This window comes from Pseudomonas syringae, from assembly GCF_023278085.1.
Lineage (GTDB): Bacteria > Pseudomonadota > Gammaproteobacteria > Pseudomonadales > Pseudomonadaceae > Aquipseudomonas > Aquipseudomonas syringae_Q.
Genome location: NZ_CP066265.1, coordinates 3,375,650 through 3,391,306, shown reverse-complemented (window position 1 = coordinate 3,391,306; position 15,657 = coordinate 3,375,650). Strand labels below are relative to the sequence as shown.

11 protein-coding genes, 1 other RNA gene and 1 pseudogene are annotated in these 15,657 nt (G+C 57.2%); 8 read left to right on the top strand and 5 right to left on the bottom strand.

The window, feature by feature from the left end:
* Positions 1-4 precede the first annotated feature (4 nt).
* The 6 genes from I9H07_RS15055 to I9H07_RS15030 all read left to right on the top strand — a co-directional run bounded on the left by I9H07_RS15055 (position 5) and on the right by I9H07_RS15030 (position 11,198).
* On the top strand, positions 5-664 hold the full coding sequence (locus I9H07_RS15055) for a GntR family transcriptional regulator (RefSeq protein ID WP_024675430.1): 660 nt from the start codon (positions 5-7) through the stop codon (positions 662-664).
* 4 nt (positions 665-668) lie between these two features.
* The gene (smc, locus tag I9H07_RS15050) at positions 669-4,157 is read left to right on the top strand and encodes a chromosome segregation protein SMC (RefSeq protein WP_024675431.1); all 3,489 of its coding nucleotides are present in this window, start codon (positions 669-671) and stop codon (positions 4,155-4,157) included.
* A gap of 250 nt (positions 4,158-4,407) precedes the next feature.
* A complete protein-coding gene (gene zipA, locus I9H07_RS15045) occupies positions 4,408-5,271 on the top strand; it encodes a cell division protein ZipA (protein WP_236425447.1) in 864 nt (287 codons plus the stop codon).
* A gap of 130 nt (positions 5,272-5,401) precedes the next feature.
* Positions 5,402-7,765 (top strand): NAD-dependent DNA ligase LigA, encoded by a 2,364-nt coding sequence (gene ligA / locus I9H07_RS15040; protein ID WP_236425448.1) that lies wholly within the window; start codon positions 5,402-5,404, stop codon positions 7,763-7,765.
* 127 nt (positions 7,766-7,892) lie between these two features.
* Positions 7,893-9,223, top strand: a protein-coding gene (locus tag I9H07_RS15035; protein ID WP_432760452.1) for an IS3 family transposase whose coding sequence is annotated in 2 segments (ribosomal slippage) — positions 7,893-8,348 and positions 8,351-9,223 — 1,329 coding nt in all. Because the reading frame shifts where the segments join, the coding sequence is not laid out codon by codon here.
* 808 nt (positions 9,224-10,031) lie between these two features.
* Positions 10,032-11,198: a zinc-binding metallopeptidase family protein gene (locus I9H07_RS15030; protein ID WP_024675434.1), complete on the top strand. Its 1,167-nt coding sequence runs from the start codon at positions 10,032-10,034 to the stop codon at positions 11,196-11,198.
* Between the two features lie 55 nt (positions 11,199-11,253).
* On the opposite strand, the gene I9H07_RS15025 is transcribed toward I9H07_RS15030, so the two are convergent.
* Positions 11,254-11,742 carry a GNAT family N-acetyltransferase gene (locus I9H07_RS15025; protein ID WP_024675435.1) on the bottom strand — a complete coding sequence of 163 codons (489 nt, stop codon included), beginning with the start codon at positions 11,740-11,742 and terminating at the stop codon, positions 11,254-11,256.
* Between the two features lie 226 nt (positions 11,743-11,968).
* Between I9H07_RS15025 and ffs the strand changes: the two genes are divergently transcribed.
* Positions 11,969-12,065: signal recognition particle sRNA small type (gene ffs, locus I9H07_RS15020), an RNA gene on the top strand.
* A 208-nt stretch (positions 12,066-12,273) separates the two neighbouring features.
* Here the strand turns inward: ffs and I9H07_RS15015 are convergent.
* Together I9H07_RS15015 and I9H07_RS15010 are read right to left on the bottom strand one after the other, a co-directional pair.
* Positions 12,274-13,152: an ImmA/IrrE family metallo-endopeptidase gene (locus I9H07_RS15015; protein ID WP_236425422.1), complete on the bottom strand. Its 879-nt coding sequence runs from the start codon at positions 13,150-13,152 to the stop codon at positions 12,274-12,276.
* Positions 13,152-13,508 carry a helix-turn-helix domain-containing protein gene (locus I9H07_RS15010; protein ID WP_236425423.1) on the bottom strand — a complete coding sequence of 119 codons (357 nt, stop codon included), beginning with the start codon at positions 13,506-13,508 and terminating at the stop codon, positions 13,152-13,154. Before I9H07_RS15010 ends, I9H07_RS15015 begins: the two co-directional genes overlap by 1 nt.
* 131 nt (positions 13,509-13,639) lie before the next feature.
* Between I9H07_RS15010 and I9H07_RS15005 the strand changes: the two genes are divergently transcribed.
* A complete protein-coding gene (locus tag I9H07_RS15005) occupies positions 13,640-13,927 on the top strand; it encodes a DUF3892 domain-containing protein (RefSeq protein ID WP_236425424.1) in 288 nt (95 codons plus the stop codon).
* Between the two features lie 491 nt (positions 13,928-14,418).
* Here the strand turns inward: I9H07_RS15005 and I9H07_RS15000 are convergent.
* Positions 14,419-14,732, bottom strand: a pseudogene (locus I9H07_RS15000) (recombinase family protein); the annotation flags it as partial.
* A gap of 31 nt (positions 14,733-14,763) precedes the next feature.
* Complete coding sequence (locus I9H07_RS14995; protein WP_236425425.1) at positions 14,764-15,408, bottom strand: hypothetical protein; 645 nt, start codon at positions 15,406-15,408, stop codon at positions 14,764-14,766.
* Positions 15,409-15,657 lie beyond the last annotated feature (249 nt).

Sequence of the window (15,657 nt, the reverse complement as noted above, 5' to 3'; positions counted from 1 at the left end):
AGTCATGACGTTCAAGGCACCGGACAGCCTCGCTGAGCAAATTGCTCATCACCTTGCCGAGCGAATCATTCGCGGTGAGCTCAAGCCTGGAGAGCGAATCCAGGAGCAGAAAGTCACGCAGGCGTTGAACGTCAGCCGTGGCTCCGTGCGTGAAGCATTACTGATTCTTGAACGCCGCCATCTGGTGGTGATTCTGCCGCGTCGTGGCGCGCAGGTGACGGTGCTCAACGCGCATAACGTCACCAGCCTGTGCACCTTGATGAGCGAGCTGTACATTTTGCTGGCCAACGCCGTGGTCGAGCGCTGGAAGACCGAAGACGATCTGCTGCCGTTCCTGCAGATTCAGCAGCGCCTGCAAGCCAGCTTCGAACAGCAGGATGCCAAGGCCTTCGTCGAGGAAAGTTTCAATGTCATGCGTGCGGCCTATCCGTTCGCCGACAACCCGTATCTTCAGGAAACCGTGGAGAACCTGCAGCCGTCCATGAGCCGCAGTTATTTCCTGGCGCTCGAACAGCGCAAGGCCGAAATGAGCGACTACCTGGCGCTGTTCGGCGACCTGCTCAATGCCGTGAAGGCGCGGGATCTGCCGCAGATTCGCACCGTGCTGGTCAGCTATGGCCAGCGCAGCTGTCAGCTCGTGCTGTCCGCGCTGGCAGCGGGCTGACGCCATGCGCCTGAAGTGCATCAAGCTGGCGGGGTTCAAATCTTTCGTCGATCCCACCACGGTGAACTTCCCCAGCAACATGGCGGCCGTTGTCGGCCCCAATGGGTGTGGCAAGTCCAACATCATCGACGCCGTGCGCTGGGTCATGGGCGAAAGCTCGGCCAAGAACCTGCGCGGCGAGTCGATGACCGATGTCATCTTCAATGGCTCGACCAGCCGCAAGCCGGTCAGCCAGGCGAGCATCGAGCTAGTGTTCGACAACTCCGACGGCACCCTGGTGGGCGAATACGCGGCCTACGCGGAAATTTCGATCCGCCGCAAGGTAACGCGCGACAGCCAGAACAGCTATTACCTCAACGGCACCAAATGCCGTCGACGTGACATTACCGATATCTTCCTCGGCACCGGCCTGGGACCACGCAGCTACTCGATCATCGAGCAGGGCATGATCTCCAAGCTGATCGAAGCCAAGCCCGAAGACCTGCGCAACTTCATCGAAGAGGCTGCCGGGATTTCCAAGTACAAGGAGCGCCGACGGGAAACCGAAAACCGCATTCGTCGCACCCATGAAAACCTGGCGCGTCTGACCGACCTTCGCGAAGAACTGGAGCGTCAGCTGGAGCGACTGCACCGCCAGGCGCAGGCCGCCGAGAAGTATCAGGAATACAAAGCCGAAGAGCGCCAGCTCAAGGCGCAGCTGTCGGCCTTGCGCTGGCAGGCGTTGAACGAGCAGGTCGGGCAGCGCGAAGCGGTGATAGGCAATCAGGAAGTCGGCTTTGAAGCGTTGGTGGCGGATCAACGCAGCGCTGACGCCAGCATCGAGCGCCTGCGTGACGGCCATCATGATTTGTCCGAGCGCTTCAACCTGGTGCAGGGGCGCTTCTATTCGGTCGGCGGCGACATTGCCCGGGTCGAGCAAAGCATCCAGCACGGCCAGCAACGTCTGCGTCAGTTGCAGGACGATCTGCGCGAAGCCGAACGCGCGCGCCAGGAAACCGAATCCCACCTGGGGCACGACACCACGTTGCTCGCTACCCTTGGTGAAGAGCTGGAAATGCTTGAGCCCGAGCAGGAAATGACCAGTGCTGCTGCCGAGGAATCAGCCATTGCGCTGGAAGACGCTGAAGCCGCCATGCAGGGCTGGCAGGAAAAGTGGGACGTCTTCAATCAGCAATCCGCCGAACCGCAGCGTCAGGCGCAGGTTCAGCAATCGCGTATTCAGCAATTGGAACAGAGCATCGAACGCCTGGCCGAGCGTCAGCGACGTCTGGCCGAGGAACGTCAATTGCTGGCGGCCGATCCGGAAGACGCGGCCATTCTCGAGCTCAGTGAAGACCTCGCCACCCGCGACCTGACCCTTGAAGAGCTGCACATGGGCGAAGAGCAGGCGGTCGAGCGTCTGGAGCAATTGCGCGACGCGCTGCAAAACGCCAGTCAGGCGCAGCAGCAGGCGCAGGGCGAACTGCAGCGGCTCAACGGCCGACTGGCCTCGCTGGAGGCTTTGCAGCAGGCGGCACTCGATCCCGATACCGGCACCGCCGAATGGCTGCGTGATCAGCACCTTGCCGAGCGCCCGCGTCTGGCCGAAGGGCTGAGTGTCGAGGCAGGCTGGGAGCTGGCCGTGGAAACCGTACTGGGTGCCGACTTGCAGGCGGTACTGGTCGATGACTTTGACGGACTCGATCTGGCCAGCTTCGAACAAGGCGATCTGCGCCTGCTCAGTGCCGGTGCGGACAACGTGCGCGTGGCTGGCAGCCTGCTGGAGAAGGTCGACAGTACGGTTGATCTGTCAGCCTGGCTGGGGCAGGTGATTCCGGTCGAAAATCTTGACGACGCGCTGGCGCGACGTGCGCAATTGAGCGCAGGACAAAGCCTGATCAGCCGTGATGGTTATTGGGTCGGGCGGCACTTTTTACGGGTCAGACGCGCCAGTGAAGCACAGAGCGGTGTACTGGCGCGTGGTCAGGAATTGCAGCGACTGGGGCTGGAACGTGACGAACGTGAAGCGACGCTGGCAACGCTGGAAGAGCAGCTGCTGAATCTGCGCGAGCAACAGTCGCAGCAGGAAGAGGCCCGTGAGCAACTGCGCCGTCGTGTGCAGGACGAGACCCGTCAGCAAAGCGAACTCAAGGCGCAGCTGTCGGCGGCCAGGGTCAAGGTCGAGCAGTTGACCCTGCGCCGCACGCGCCTGGACGAAGAACTGGCCGAGCTGGCCGAGCAGCGCGCTGCCGAGCATGAACAGCTTGGCGAGTCGCGCCTGCAATTGCAGGACGCGCTGGATGCCATGGCGCAGGACACCGAGCAGCGCGAAGTGCTGCAGGCCCAGCGTGACTCGCTGCGCGAGCGTCTGGACCGGATACGTCAGGATGCGCGCCAGCACAAGGACCACAGCCATCAACTGGCGGTGCGTCTGGGTTCGATCAAGGCGCAATACGATTCGACGCGTCAGGCGCTGGAGCGCCTGCGCATGCAGTCCGAGAGGCTTACCGAAAAGCGCGAGCAGCTCAGCCTCAATCTGGAGGAGGGCGAGGCACCGCTTGAAGAGCTGCGCCTCAAGCTTGAAGAGCTGCTGGAGCGGCGCATGGTGGTCGATGACGAAATGCGCATCGCCAAGAATGCGCTGGAAGACGCCGACCGCGAACTGCGTGAAGCCGAGAAGCGCCGCACCCAGGCCGAGCAGCAGTCGCAATTGCTGCGCGGTCAGCTGGAGCAGCAACGGCTGGAGTGGCAGTCGCTGACCGTGCGCCGTACGGCCTTGCAGGACCAGTTGCACGAAGACGGCTACGACTTGCACGGTGTGCTGGCCACGCTGACCCCGGAGGCCAGCGAACAAGCCGCCGAGCAGCAACTGGAAAGCATCGCCGGGCGTATTCAGCGGCTGGGCGCGATCAACCTCGCGGCCATCGACGAATACCAGCAGCAATCCGAGCGCAAACGCTATCTGGATGCGCAGGACGCCGATCTTGTGGAAGCGCTCGACACGCTGGAAAACGTCATCCGCAAGATTGACAAGGAAACCCGAAATCGCTTCAAGGATACCTTCGATCAGATAAATAGCGGAATTCAGGCACTTTTTCCGAAAGTTTTCGGTGGAGGCTCAGCTTATTTGGAACTGACGGGCGAAGATCTACTCGATACAGGGGTGACAATCATGGCGCGTCCCCCTGGCAAGAAAAACAGCACCATTCATTTGCTGTCGGGTGGAGAGAAAGCCCTGACTGCACTGGCGCTGGTTTTTGCGATTTTCAAGCTCAATCCTGCACCGTTCTGCATGCTCGATGAGGTTGATGCGCCGCTGGATGATGCCAACGTGGGCCGCTATGCACGTTTGGTGAAAGAAATGTCACAAACGGTGCAGTTCATCTACATCACCCACAACAAGATCGCCATGGAAATGGCTGATCAACTGATGGGGGTGACGATGCACGAGCCCGGTTGTTCGCGGCTTGTGGCCGTGGATGTGGAAGAGGCCATGGCGCTGGTGGATGCCTGAGTGAACGTTCACCGGCGCGGGGAAACCCCGTGAAAAAGCCGGAAAATGTCACAGTTGTGCGGTAGATGGCACTTCGGGCAACAAAGAGACGTAACAGACGGTGTAAAGTTACCTTTGGTCGTGCTAGTTTAGTGACCACTTTTTTATTTTCGCGTGGGCAAAATGCCAGTCAGAACATAGACTTGGCACCACGTATTAAAGGGGTTTAGGCCCTTATTTTCAGATTTCTTCATTAGAGGCACTGGATTACATGGAAATCGGTCTGCGCGAGTGGCTGATCGTCATCGGCATAATAGTCATCGCCGGTATTCTCTTTGATGGCTGGCGCCGTATGCGCGGCAGCAAAGGTAAATTGAAATTCAGGCTGGATCGAAGCTTTTCCAATCTTCCGGAGGAAGAGGAACCGACGACGGCCGAAGTGCTGGGGCCGCCCCGTGTGCTGGATACTCATAAAGAGCCGCAACTGGACGAGCACGACCTGCCGTCGATGAGCGCCAGCCCGCGTGACAAGAAGCGTGGCAGTGAAAAGCGCGGTGGTGACAAGAAACGCAAGGATGAACCGCAGCAGGGCGACCTGAATCTGGATGCCGACGGCCCGAGCCTGTTCACGGCGCACGACGATGATTTTCCGGATGACAAGCCTGCCCAGCGCATCACTGAAGACAAGGACCTGCCTCCGGTCGAAGAAGTACTTGTCATCAGCGTGATCTCGCGCACCGAAGGCGGCTTCAAGGGCCCTGCGTTGTTGCAGAACATTCTGGAGAGCGGCCTGCGTTTCGGCGAGATGGACATTTTCCATCGTCACGAAAGCATGGCAGGCAACGGCGAAGTACTGTTTTCGATGGCCAACGCAGTCAAGCCGGGCGTGTTCGATCTCGACGATATCGACCATTTCAGCACCCGTGCAGTCAGCTTCTTCCTTGGGCTGCCAGGTCCGCGTCATCCGAAGCAGGCTTTCGATGTCATGGTTGCGGCCGCTCGCAAGCTGGCCCACGAACTTGATGGCGAACTGAAAGATGACCAGCGCAGTGTCATGACCGCACAGACCATCGAGCATTACCGCCAGCGCATCGTTGAATTCGAGCGCCGTGCGCTGACCCAGCGTCGCGGCTAAGCGCTTCTTGGAGAGCTCCCTGACTGAAATCGCGCCTTGGCGTGCCTTCAGGGGGAGCTGGACCGCAACAGAACAGAACCAACAGATGAGCAGCCTCGGCTGCTTTTTTGCTTTTTGAGAGAACACCCGTATGAAGGCCGTCGAAACCCGAATCCTCGAACTGCGTGCAGAGCTGGATCAGCACAACTACCGCTATCACGTTCTGGATGAGCCAAGTATCCCGGATGTCGAGTACGACCGCCTGTTCCACGAACTCAAGGCCCTTGAAGCAGACAACCCGCATCTGGTGACCCCGGATTCACCCACGCAACGGGTGGGCAGCGCTGCATTGTCGGCATTCACCCAGGTGCGCCATGAAGTGCCGATGCTCAGCCTGGGCAACGCCTTCGAAGAGAACGACCTGCGCGAGTTCGACCGCCGGGTGACCGAGGGGCTGGACTTGCCTGCTGGTGATCTGTTCGGTTCAGGCAGCAAGGTCGAGTACAGCTGCGAGCCCAAGCTGGACGGTCTGGCGGTCAGCCTGCTGTATCGCGACGGCGCGCTGGTGCGCGGGGCAACGCGTGGCGACGGCACCACCGGCGAAGACATCAGCGTCAATGTGCGCACGGTGCGCAACATTCCGCTCAAGCTGCAAGGCAAGGGCTGGCCGGATGTGCTGGAAGTGCGCGGCGAAGTGTTTATGTCCAAGGCCGGTTTCGAGCGCCTCAATGCCAGCCAGCTGGAAATCGGCGGCAAAACCTTCGCCAACCCGCGTAACGCAGCAGCGGGCAGCCTGCGCCAGCTGGACTCCAAGATCACCGCCAACCGCCCGCTGGAGTTCTGCTGCTATGGCCTGGGTCAGACGTCGGCAGAAATTGCCGACACTCATATTGGTGTGCTTAACGCGCTTAAAAAATGGGGCATGCCGGTCAGCCGCGAACTGAAACTGGCTGATGGCGTCGAGGAGTGCCTGGCTTACTACAAAGACATTGGCGAACGACGTCTGTCGCTCAGCTATGAGATTGATGGCGTAGTGTTCAAGGTCAACAGCCTCGCGGCCCAGCGCGAACTGGGTTTTCGGGCGCGCGAGCCTCGCTGGGCCATCGCCCACAAATTCCCGGCAATGGAAGAACTGACCGAACTGCTGGACGTCGAGTTTCAGGTTGGCCGTACCGGTGCAGTGACGCCGGTTGCGCGCCTCAAACCGGTCAAGGTTGCCGGCGTCATGGTGGCCAATGCCACGTTGCACAACATGGACGAAGTGGCGCGGCTGGGGTTGATGATCGGCGATAGCGTGATCATTCGTCGCGCCGGTGACGTGATTCCTCAGGTGGTGCAAGTGGTGGTCGAACGTCGCCCGGAGACCGCGAAACCAGTCGAGGTCCCGCAGACCTGTCCGGTGTGCGGCTCGCAGGTCGAGCGCACGCAGTTGATCAAGCGCAGCAAGGGCAAGGAAACCATCAGCGAAGGCGCGGTGTACCGTTGCGTCGGGCGTCTGGCCTGCGGTGCGCAGTTGAAACAGGCGATCATTCATTACGTGTCGCGTCGCGCCATGGACATCGAAGGCCTGGGCGACAAGACCATCGAGCAACTGGTCGATGAAAAGCTTATTGGCTCGCCTGCCGACCTGTACAAGCTGAAATACGACCAGATCATCGACCTGGAAGGCTTCGCTGAAATCTCCAGCAACAAGCTGCTCAAGGCCATCGCCGACAGCAAGCAGCCGACCCTGGCGCGCTTCATCTATGCCTTGGGTATCCCTGACGTAGGTGAGGAGACGGCCAAGGTGCTGGCGCGTTCGCTGGCGTCGCTGGATCGCGTGAAGCAGGCGTTGCCGGAAGTGCTGACTTATCTGCCGGATGTCGGTCTGGAAGTGGCTCACGAGATTCACAGCTTTTTCGAGGATGAGCACAACCGCAATGTCATCGACGCGCTGCTCGGCGAATGCGGGCTGCAACTTCAGGATCAGGGCGAACTGGGTGCCGAATTTGCGGCCAGCACCACGCTGGAAGGGCTGATCGACAAGCTGCACATCCCGTCGGTAGGGCCGGGCGCTGCGCAGAAGCTGGCCGAGAAATTCGGCACGCTGGAAGCAATCATCAGCGCCGACTGGCTGGACATGCGCCAGGCGCTGCCGGAGAAGCAGGCCAAATCGGTCCGCGACTTCTTTGACGATAGCGCAAACGCCGAGCGCGCCCGCGCCATCGAAGCGCAGTTGAAAGACTTCGGCATGCATTGGCGCAGTGAGAAGAGGGCCGTCGAAGGCCTGCCTCTGGCGGGTCAGACCTGGGTGCTGACCGGTTCGCTGGAGCGCATGAGCCGCGACGTCGCCAAGGAAAAACTCGAAAGCCTCGGTGCCAAGGTCTCTGGCTCGGTATCGGCCAAGACCCACACCGTCGTCGCAGGGCCCGGTGCCGGCTCTAAATTGACCAAGGCCAACGAACTGGGACTGACCGTGCTGGACGAAGACGCGCTGCTCAAGCGCCTGACCGAGCTGGGCGTAGCGGTTGATTGAGGAAGGCCGACGCTCCGTATGCCCTGATTATCGTGCGACGCTCCGCGTCGCATGCAGTTCTGGACGCTCTGCGTCCGATCTTGAGTGTGATGGTGCGGCGTAGATCTGTGACGCGGAGCGTCACGCACTGCATTCCCACGCTGTGGACTACCCCCAAGCGTACCTGGAAGGCAACATTGGCTTTCGTAAGGTCGCCAGCCAGTTCTCTATCGATTTCAGTCTGCTTCGACGCTGGGTCGCTAATTACAAGAGCCATGGTCACACCGGCCATCGCAAGCCGGGTCTTCGGTACAGCAAAGCCTTCAAACGCTCAGTGCTTGAGCACAAGCGCGAGCACGGGCTGTCACTTCGCCAGACCGCAGCGCATTTTGGTATTGGTGATCCTGGCCAAATAGTCATTTGGGAACAGCAGCATTACAGTAACGATCTAGCCCCGTGTGTTCCCACGAGAAGAAAGCCTGCTGCCATGCCCAAGAAGCCTTATCCCACCGAACCCGTAACCGCCGACGATACGCAGAAGACGCGCGACCAGTTAATGGCCGAGCTTGAATACCTGCGCATGGAGAACGCTTACCTAAAAAAGTTGGAAGAGCTGAAGGAGCAGCAACGACGGCAAAAGAAAAAGTCCTGATCGTCAAACAACTGAAAAACCGGTTTCCGCTCTGCGCCCTTCTGAAGCTGGCGGGCTTGGCGCGCAGCACGTTTTACTATCAGGTTCAGGTGCAATCCAGGCCCGATCCAGATGCCGCTCTGAAGCAGGAGATAGAGCGTGTTTATCACGAGGAGAGAGGTCTTTATGGGGCTCGGCGTATCACGGCGGTCATTCGCAACTCAGGTACGTTGGTTAACAAGAAGGTTGTAGAGCGATTGATGGCTGAACTGGGCCTGAGATCAGTTGTGAGACCCAAAAAATACCGTTCCTATAAGGGACTTGTCGGAAAAATTGCGCCGAATTTGCTGGAGCGTAAATTCACCGCACAACGTCCGAACCAGAAATGGGTGACCGATGTGACCGAGTTTAAAGTGGCCAATCGAAAGCTGTATCTCTCGCCTGTGATGGACTTGTACAACGGTGAAATCGTGGCGTACGAAGTGTCTACCAGGCCGTGCTTTGAGCTGGTCACCAATATGCTGGACAAGGCGCTGCAGCAGCTGCAAGACGAGCCGAAGCTTGTGATGCATTCGGATCAGGGCTGGCAATATCAACACGCGCAGTACCGTCAAAAGCTGGCGGTAAAGGGCGTGAAGCAAAGCATGTCTCGTAAGGGAAATTGCTTGGACAATGCCGCAATGGAAAGCTTCTTTGGTACGCTGAAGTCCGAGTTTTTCTATTTGAAACGATTTGAAAGCATAGAAGAGCTGAAGGCAGGTCTGGATGAGTACATTCACTACTACAACATCAAGCTGAAGCTAAACGGTCTGAGCCCCGTAAAATACCGGGCTCAGGCAGCAAGCTAAAACCGTCCAACTTTTGGGGGGGCAGTCCACTGGAGCGTGAGGAACGATAATCTCGACTACCGTGCGACGCACCGTTTTCGCCCAAGCAAACGCGGTCGACGCTATCCGTCCCCGTCGCCCGATAATAACTGGGACTGAACATGCTGGACGAAGACGCGCTGCTCAAGCGCCTGACCGAGCTGGGCGTAGCGGTTGATTGAGGAAGGCCGACGCTCCGTGTGCCCTGATTATCGTGCGACGCTCCGCGTCGCATGCAGTTCTGGACGCTCTGCGTCCGATCTTGAGTGTGATGGTGCGGCGTAGATCTGTGACGCGGAGCGTCACGCACTGCATTCCCACGCTGGAGCGTGAGGAACGATAATCCGGACTACCGTGCGACGCACCTTTTTCGCCCAGGCAAACGCGGTCGACGCTATCCGTCCCTGTCGCCCGATAATAACTGGGGCTGAACGTGCTGGACGAAGACGCGCTGCTCAAGCGCCTGACCGAGCTGGGCGTGGCGGTTGATTGAGGAAGTCCGGCGCTCCGTATGCGCTGATTATCGTGCGACGCTCCGCGTCGCATGCAGTTCTGGACGCTCTGCGTCCGATCTTGAGTGTGATGGTGCGGCGTAGATCTGTGACGCGAAGCGTCACGCACTGCATTCCCACGCTGTAGCGTGAGGAACGATAATCCCTACTACCGTGCGACGCACCTTTTTCGCCCGAGCAAACGCGGTCGACGCTATCCGTCCCCGTCGCCCGATAATATTTTGAACCCCTGAACCGTCGGCATGATCTAGTCCATGCAAGGTCAACGGGAGATCGCCATGTATCGCTTTTTCGAGCAATTGAGTTCACGTATTACCGCCCCATTTGTTGGCGAGACCAAACGTAACAGCAAGGTCTGGCAGTGCACCTGTGGCCAGTCGGTGTTTTTCCCCAATTCGCAATGCCTTGCCTGTTCCGCAGCGCTGGGCTATCTGCCAGAGCAGGGGCGTGTCGCGACGCTCGAAGCGGGGCCTGCGCCGACCACCTGGCGTCTCAGTGACGAACCAGGTGCCGGGCTGTATCGACGTTGTGCCAACCTCGATACCCCGGCAGCCTGCAACTGGCTGTTCCCGGAACATAACGCGGGTGAGTTCTGCGTCGCTTGCAGTCTCAATCGCACCATTCCCGACCTGTCCGTCGCCGAAAACGGCGAGCGCTGGCGCAAGGTCGAGACCGCCAAGCGTCGTCTGGTTGCGCAACTGATCTCTCTGGGGCTGCAGGTCATCCCCAAGAGCATTGATGAAGAAACCGGCCTGGCCTTTGATTTTGTCGGCGTCGATCTGGAAGGCAAACTGCCGACCACCGGGCATGCCAATGGCCTGATCACCCTGAACATCGAAGAAGCCGACGATGCGCACCGCGAAGCGATGCGGGTGCAGATGCACGAACCGTATCGCACCTTGCTCGGCCACTTCCGCCACGAAGTCGGTCACTATTACTGGGACCGGTTGATTGCCGATACCTACTGGCAGGATGGCTACCGCAACCTGTTTGGCGACGAGCGTGCCAGCTATGCCGATGCGCTCGATCATCACTACAAGAACGGCGCGCCCGACAACTGGCAGGAAAGCTTCGTCAGCGCCTACGCCACCATGCACCCGTGGGAAGACTGGGCCGAAACCTGGGCTCACTACCTGCACATGATGGATGCGGTCGATACCGCGCTGGGTTTTGGCATGAGCGCCCGCGACATGGAACTCGACTACCAGCCATTCCCGCTGGAAGTGCTTTACGACCCGCAACACCCTGGCGGCCCGGCGTTCTTGTCGTTCGTCAACGCCTGGATCGAGCTGGCAAGTATGCTCAACGAACTGTCACGCAGCATGGGTCAGCCGGATTTCTATCCGTTCGTGCTGCCGCCAGCCGTGATTGCCAAGCTGCACTTCATCCATCTGGTGATTCAGGATGCAGGCGGCAAGGCTGACGAGGTCTTGCAGGCTCAGTAACAACCGGCACAGCGCCTGACACGCCAACGTGTCAGGCGCCCGTTCAGCAACCGCCTCAGAGCGTCAGCACCAGCCTTCGCTCAAAGCCGATCCGCCCGCGATAGGCCTCACCGGTGTCTATCCAGCCCTGACCTGTATACAGCCCGATGGCAGCGCTGTTGTCCGCGTCCACCGACAGCATCAACTGCGTGATGTCCGGCCATTTCAGTTTCAGTGCGGCAGGCAGCGCTTGCAGGCACGCCTTGCCAAGCCCCTTGCCCTGTTCACGACGATCGATCTGCAGCGCATGCAGCGTCGCAGCCAGGTCTTCCTCAGCCCAATGCGGCAGACAGTCGCCACGCTTGAGCAGGAAAAAGCCGACCGGCTTCTCGTCCGCCAGAAGCACAAAGCCACGCACATTCGGATTGGGGTTAACCAGCAGGGTATTGAGTGCGGTGTAAATGTCGCCGGAGAACTGCGTCTGTTCCTGCGTGACCTCCAGCTGTTCCAGTTGCTGGCACTGGGTGGGAGTGAGATCTTCGTAGCCGACCAATCGAGTCTGCATGAGCAACCTGCTGGCTGATGATTGTTGAGGCGCGCAGAGTACCTGATCATCACGGGGTGTTTCGAGGATTTGCAGAGCCACCGGCGAACATGGATTCCCGTTTCAGCCCCCGCACACAAGTGCTTGAGCGCTATCGAAATTTTTATCCGGGACAACGGTTGTAAACTCGCGCAAGACCGGTACAATGGCGCGGCTCGCCAACTGGTGAGTGTCGTTATGGTGACCCTATCGGTCCCCCCGCAACGATTACCCGTGAACCTGGTCAGATCCGGAAGGAAGCAGCCACAGCGGGAACATTGTGTGCCGGGGTGTGGCTGGTGGGGTTACCACCTATCTCTAGGTCCTTGAATTTACAGGGATATCTCAGTAAAGATCTCGAAGTTTGACAGCGTTCAGGCGTACCCGTCTGGTATAGACTTGATGACATATATAGTGTTCCTGAAAGTCACTGAAGCTCAAGCTTTGACTGCCTTCCTCCACAAGCCTGTGGTGGGTGACAATTCCTGGTTTTTTGGCTGACGTGCAATGTGCCTATTTCTTGAAGTGTGGTGTCCACGACTCAATTAGAGACTCCTCTTCTTCTTCGTCCTCTGGCTCAGGGACGTTGATGTCATAAAGCACGGTTAGTGTTTTGCCGTAGCGGCCAAGTCCAACTACATCTTCGCTGATCTCAATGCTTCTTCGTCCGCCAAACCAGTCCTGAAGGTTGGACGTTGCCTCGATTCGTTCAGCGTGCAAAACGTTTTCTGGCACTTGGTTGAAGGAGAAAGTAGCTGTGTTACGTGGGATTCCTGCCCGCTTCTTTAGCCAATCTATTCCTTCAACATTCTTAAGTGCCGATGACATGAAGCAGTGGTCGATGGTACTGCCCTGACTGATGATGAGTGCAACTGGTTCGCGGGTGCATTGGGTGTACCGTATGCCAGTAGCATGCAGCGACGTCTTGCAAAGCTCAGCGAGGTTCTCGATTGCCAAAAGTCCAGTACCGGCTTTTTGAATGGCTGGATAAAACAAATGTCTGGGCATCAGAAAGCTTGCGGCAAAACGGTCTGCTTCCGCTTCATACTTGTTTCCAGATGAAAATCCGGCTCGCGATTGGTGCGAGCCGCTATCACCCCTTATGACAGCATCCATGTGGCCTGGAAGGAAATAATGCCCCAGCTCATGTCCCACACTGAAGTTTTCAAAACCTTCGTTTTGAAGATGGGTAGCGTAAGCAATGGCGAAGTCGTTACCAAGGCGCACCAACATTCCTGAGACTCCTGCACTTTCCATTGGCTTTGCTATGACCTCGATGCCTCGGTCGCGAGCAATTGCTTTGGGGTCGATGGGCAAACTTACGACCCCCATCCCTTTGATGATTTGTTCAGCCGCCATCGAAGCTGAGGCGTAGGGGTCGTTCTTGGACATTACTTATCTTTTTCCAGTGCGCGTTTGGCCAGCATCATGATCAGGTCGTCAGCCATTTTTCTGTCGGAGCCATCAAGTGACTCATAGTGACGGTGCAGACGATCAGCACCAGCAAGGTCTTTGAACTCCTCAACGCGACCTAAAAGGTAGTCAGTGGTAACGTCAAGGCTATCTGCAAGGATGCGAAGGTTGTCGAAGGATGGTTTTCGAGTGCCAGTTTCAAAATGGGAAATTGCTGAAGGCTGCATACCCGTTTTTTTGCCGAGTTCGGCTTGATTTAGACCGCGATACTCGCGTGCGGTACGCAATCGACTCGGGAATGCCTCGGAGGGAGATAGGGGGGTTGACTGCTGCATGACGGAACCGTATAGTTTGAGTTGACTGTTTCGTCATTGTCTTCAAGGCCTTTTATTTTGGCCAAAAGCATGACGAATTCGTCAAACTATAGATGACGATACTTGCGCATGCAAGAAGGAAGGTAATTGTTATGGCTGATGTACAAGTGACCTGTATCACCAAACCCAATGCGCAGAGTGCGCATGAGCACATCACCCACCTGGGCAACCCTGCTGGGCAATGGGTGTGGACTCGTGAACAGGTGATTCAAAGCATCGACGATAAAACCAACACATTTTATGTGGTTGATCCTGTTAATGGTAAACGTGCAAATATCGGTGTAGTAAGGATGGTAGGGAAGGCGCCATATGTACGTACTTATTCAGATGGTGACTGGAACAACAACTTGCTATCCCTTAACCAGTGCCCACTGAAATAATCGAGGACATGCTTATGAGTACAAACAAAAAGCCAGGCGAAAGCACTGGAAGCAAGGGCGGGATTTATCAAGAGATCGGTCCACGTGGAGGTAAACTACCGAACTACACAACTGTGCCGGACAACCGTCAGCTTCCTCCAACGACAAAGCCTGGTCATGCATGGGTCCCGGTAAAAGTAACCCCCGATAGCAAGCGATAAGTCATGTACCTTTTCCACGGGTGGCTAGTCCACCCATTTTTTATCCGCCGCCAAAATTTCTGGTGCGCTTGGATAGCGGTTTAGGTTTCTAACTGGAAAAATAATTCTGGTAGTTTTGCCTGACCCGCTAAGCCATGTGCGAGGGAGCAAAATAATCGCTGTCAAAATCTAGAAATAAGCTTTGCGCCCTTTAGCTGCTGACGATACCAGCAGGCACAAGGCGAGTATCCATCACTCCACCTTTGTTTCTTTCTTGATCCTGTACGCAGTGGCAACACCACAGTCAGCCAGTCAGCTTGGCAATCTGCTCAGCGGCATGATTGGACGCTTGAGCATGAGCGACTGCATATCAGCCACTTGGCTGCGTTCCTGCTTTTACCTGTACCTGCGGGCTTCCATTCGGGATCAGCAGCACGCTTGTTTTCCAGATATTGCTTGACGCGTTCCACGCGTTTCTCTTGATCCAGTCTTGCCATGGTTGCCATCAGATAAATCAACATATTGTTGACCACATCCATGATTTGTCCCGTCATCCCCTTGGCCTCAACGAGCAGGTGGCTGGTAGGTAAATCAGCTACAACCAGACGTAACCCTCTACTTTTGATAGCTTCAGGGGATTGGAGCTCTCTCTGGAACCTAGCCTGCGAAAAACTTCGCTCCAAGCGCGAAGGACCCGACAACAAGTACTGCGATGGTGGCCAGCGTACCCCGCAGGTGAGCCGGTTTCATGTTATTGATAATCTCCCCAATTCTGAGCTCATCAGGGTTTTTGGCTAGGCTGGTTTTCTTAGATGGCTGCGTCAGCTTGTTCTTCCAGCTGGAAAGCACGCCGTTGAATTCTGGGCTAGCCAAAATGGAAGGATCAACCGGCACTGACTGAACATACCAATCATAACCTCGTTCCAGCAGCCCTTCGTTCTTCACCCCTGTTTCCACAATGACCATCAACGGATGGCCACGGCTATATGCCATAGCCGCCTCAATTTGATTCCAAGGTGTTGCTAGCTTCACATCCAAAACGGAAGATTCTTTCAAGCCTCCCCGCCTCTCAACACCATTAGGAAAATACATACGCTCTAGAGCGATTACCACCGTTCCAGAGCACTTATCTAGGAGCTCTGTCACTGTTTTCAACGGGGAGTCGACACTGAACGCATTCCGGCCAACAGTGTGTGGGATGAGCCCCTCACTGCGAAGGCGCTCTTCAACAGCACGAACAAAAGATTCCTGCTGTTCTGTTGCCGTTCCACCAACGCTGACGAAAACATTCAATTCGTTCATAACGGGAGTTCTTCCTTGGGTGATGTGGTGGGAGGCAGAGTAAGTGATCAGGCGCAGCAGCACACCCTCACATATTGTTCATCTCCAACGACTCAGCGTCGTGCAGTGTCCCGCGTCGGCCAATCACCCGCCAATCCGACTGAACCCTCACTCCCACACGCCACCTAATCCCCTTACGCGTCGCTTGAAACCGTTTTACGGCAAGGGGCAATTCAGGTCGCTGCGGGTGTCACGGGCTTTTCGGTCAGG

What these genes read in the sequence shown, in the direction of transcription:
- I9H07_RS15010 (WP_236425423.1), bottom strand. Translation starts at nt 13,508, where the DNA reads ATGCAGCAGTCAACCCCCCTATCTCCCTCCGAGGCATTCCCGAGTCGA.
- I9H07_RS15025 (WP_024675435.1), bottom strand. Translation starts at nt 11,742, where the DNA reads ATGCAGACTCGATTGGTCGGCTACGAAGATCTCACTCCCACCCAGTGC.
- I9H07_RS15030 (WP_024675434.1), top strand. Translation starts at nt 10,032, where the DNA reads ATGTATCGCTTTTTCGAGCAATTGAGTTCACGTATTACCGCCCCATTT.
- smc (WP_024675431.1), top strand. Translation starts at nt 669, where the DNA reads ATGCGCCTGAAGTGCATCAAGCTGGCGGGGTTCAAATCTTTCGTCGAT.
- zipA (WP_236425447.1), top strand. Translation starts at nt 4,408, where the DNA reads ATGGAAATCGGTCTGCGCGAGTGGCTGATCGTCATCGGCATAATAGTC.
- I9H07_RS15015 (WP_236425422.1), bottom strand. Translation starts at nt 13,152, where the DNA reads ATGTCCAAGAACGACCCCTACGCCTCAGCTTCGATGGCGGCTGAACAA.
- ligA (WP_236425448.1), top strand. Translation starts at nt 5,402, where the DNA reads ATGAAGGCCGTCGAAACCCGAATCCTCGAACTGCGTGCAGAGCTGGAT.
- I9H07_RS14995 (WP_236425425.1), bottom strand. Translation starts at nt 15,408, where the DNA reads ATGAACGAATTGAATGTTTTCGTCAGCGTTGGTGGAACGGCAACAGAA.
- I9H07_RS15005 (WP_236425424.1), top strand. Translation starts at nt 13,640, where the DNA reads ATGGCTGATGTACAAGTGACCTGTATCACCAAACCCAATGCGCAGAGT.
- I9H07_RS15055 (WP_024675430.1), top strand. Translation starts at nt 5, where the DNA reads ATGACGTTCAAGGCACCGGACAGCCTCGCTGAGCAAATTGCTCATCAC.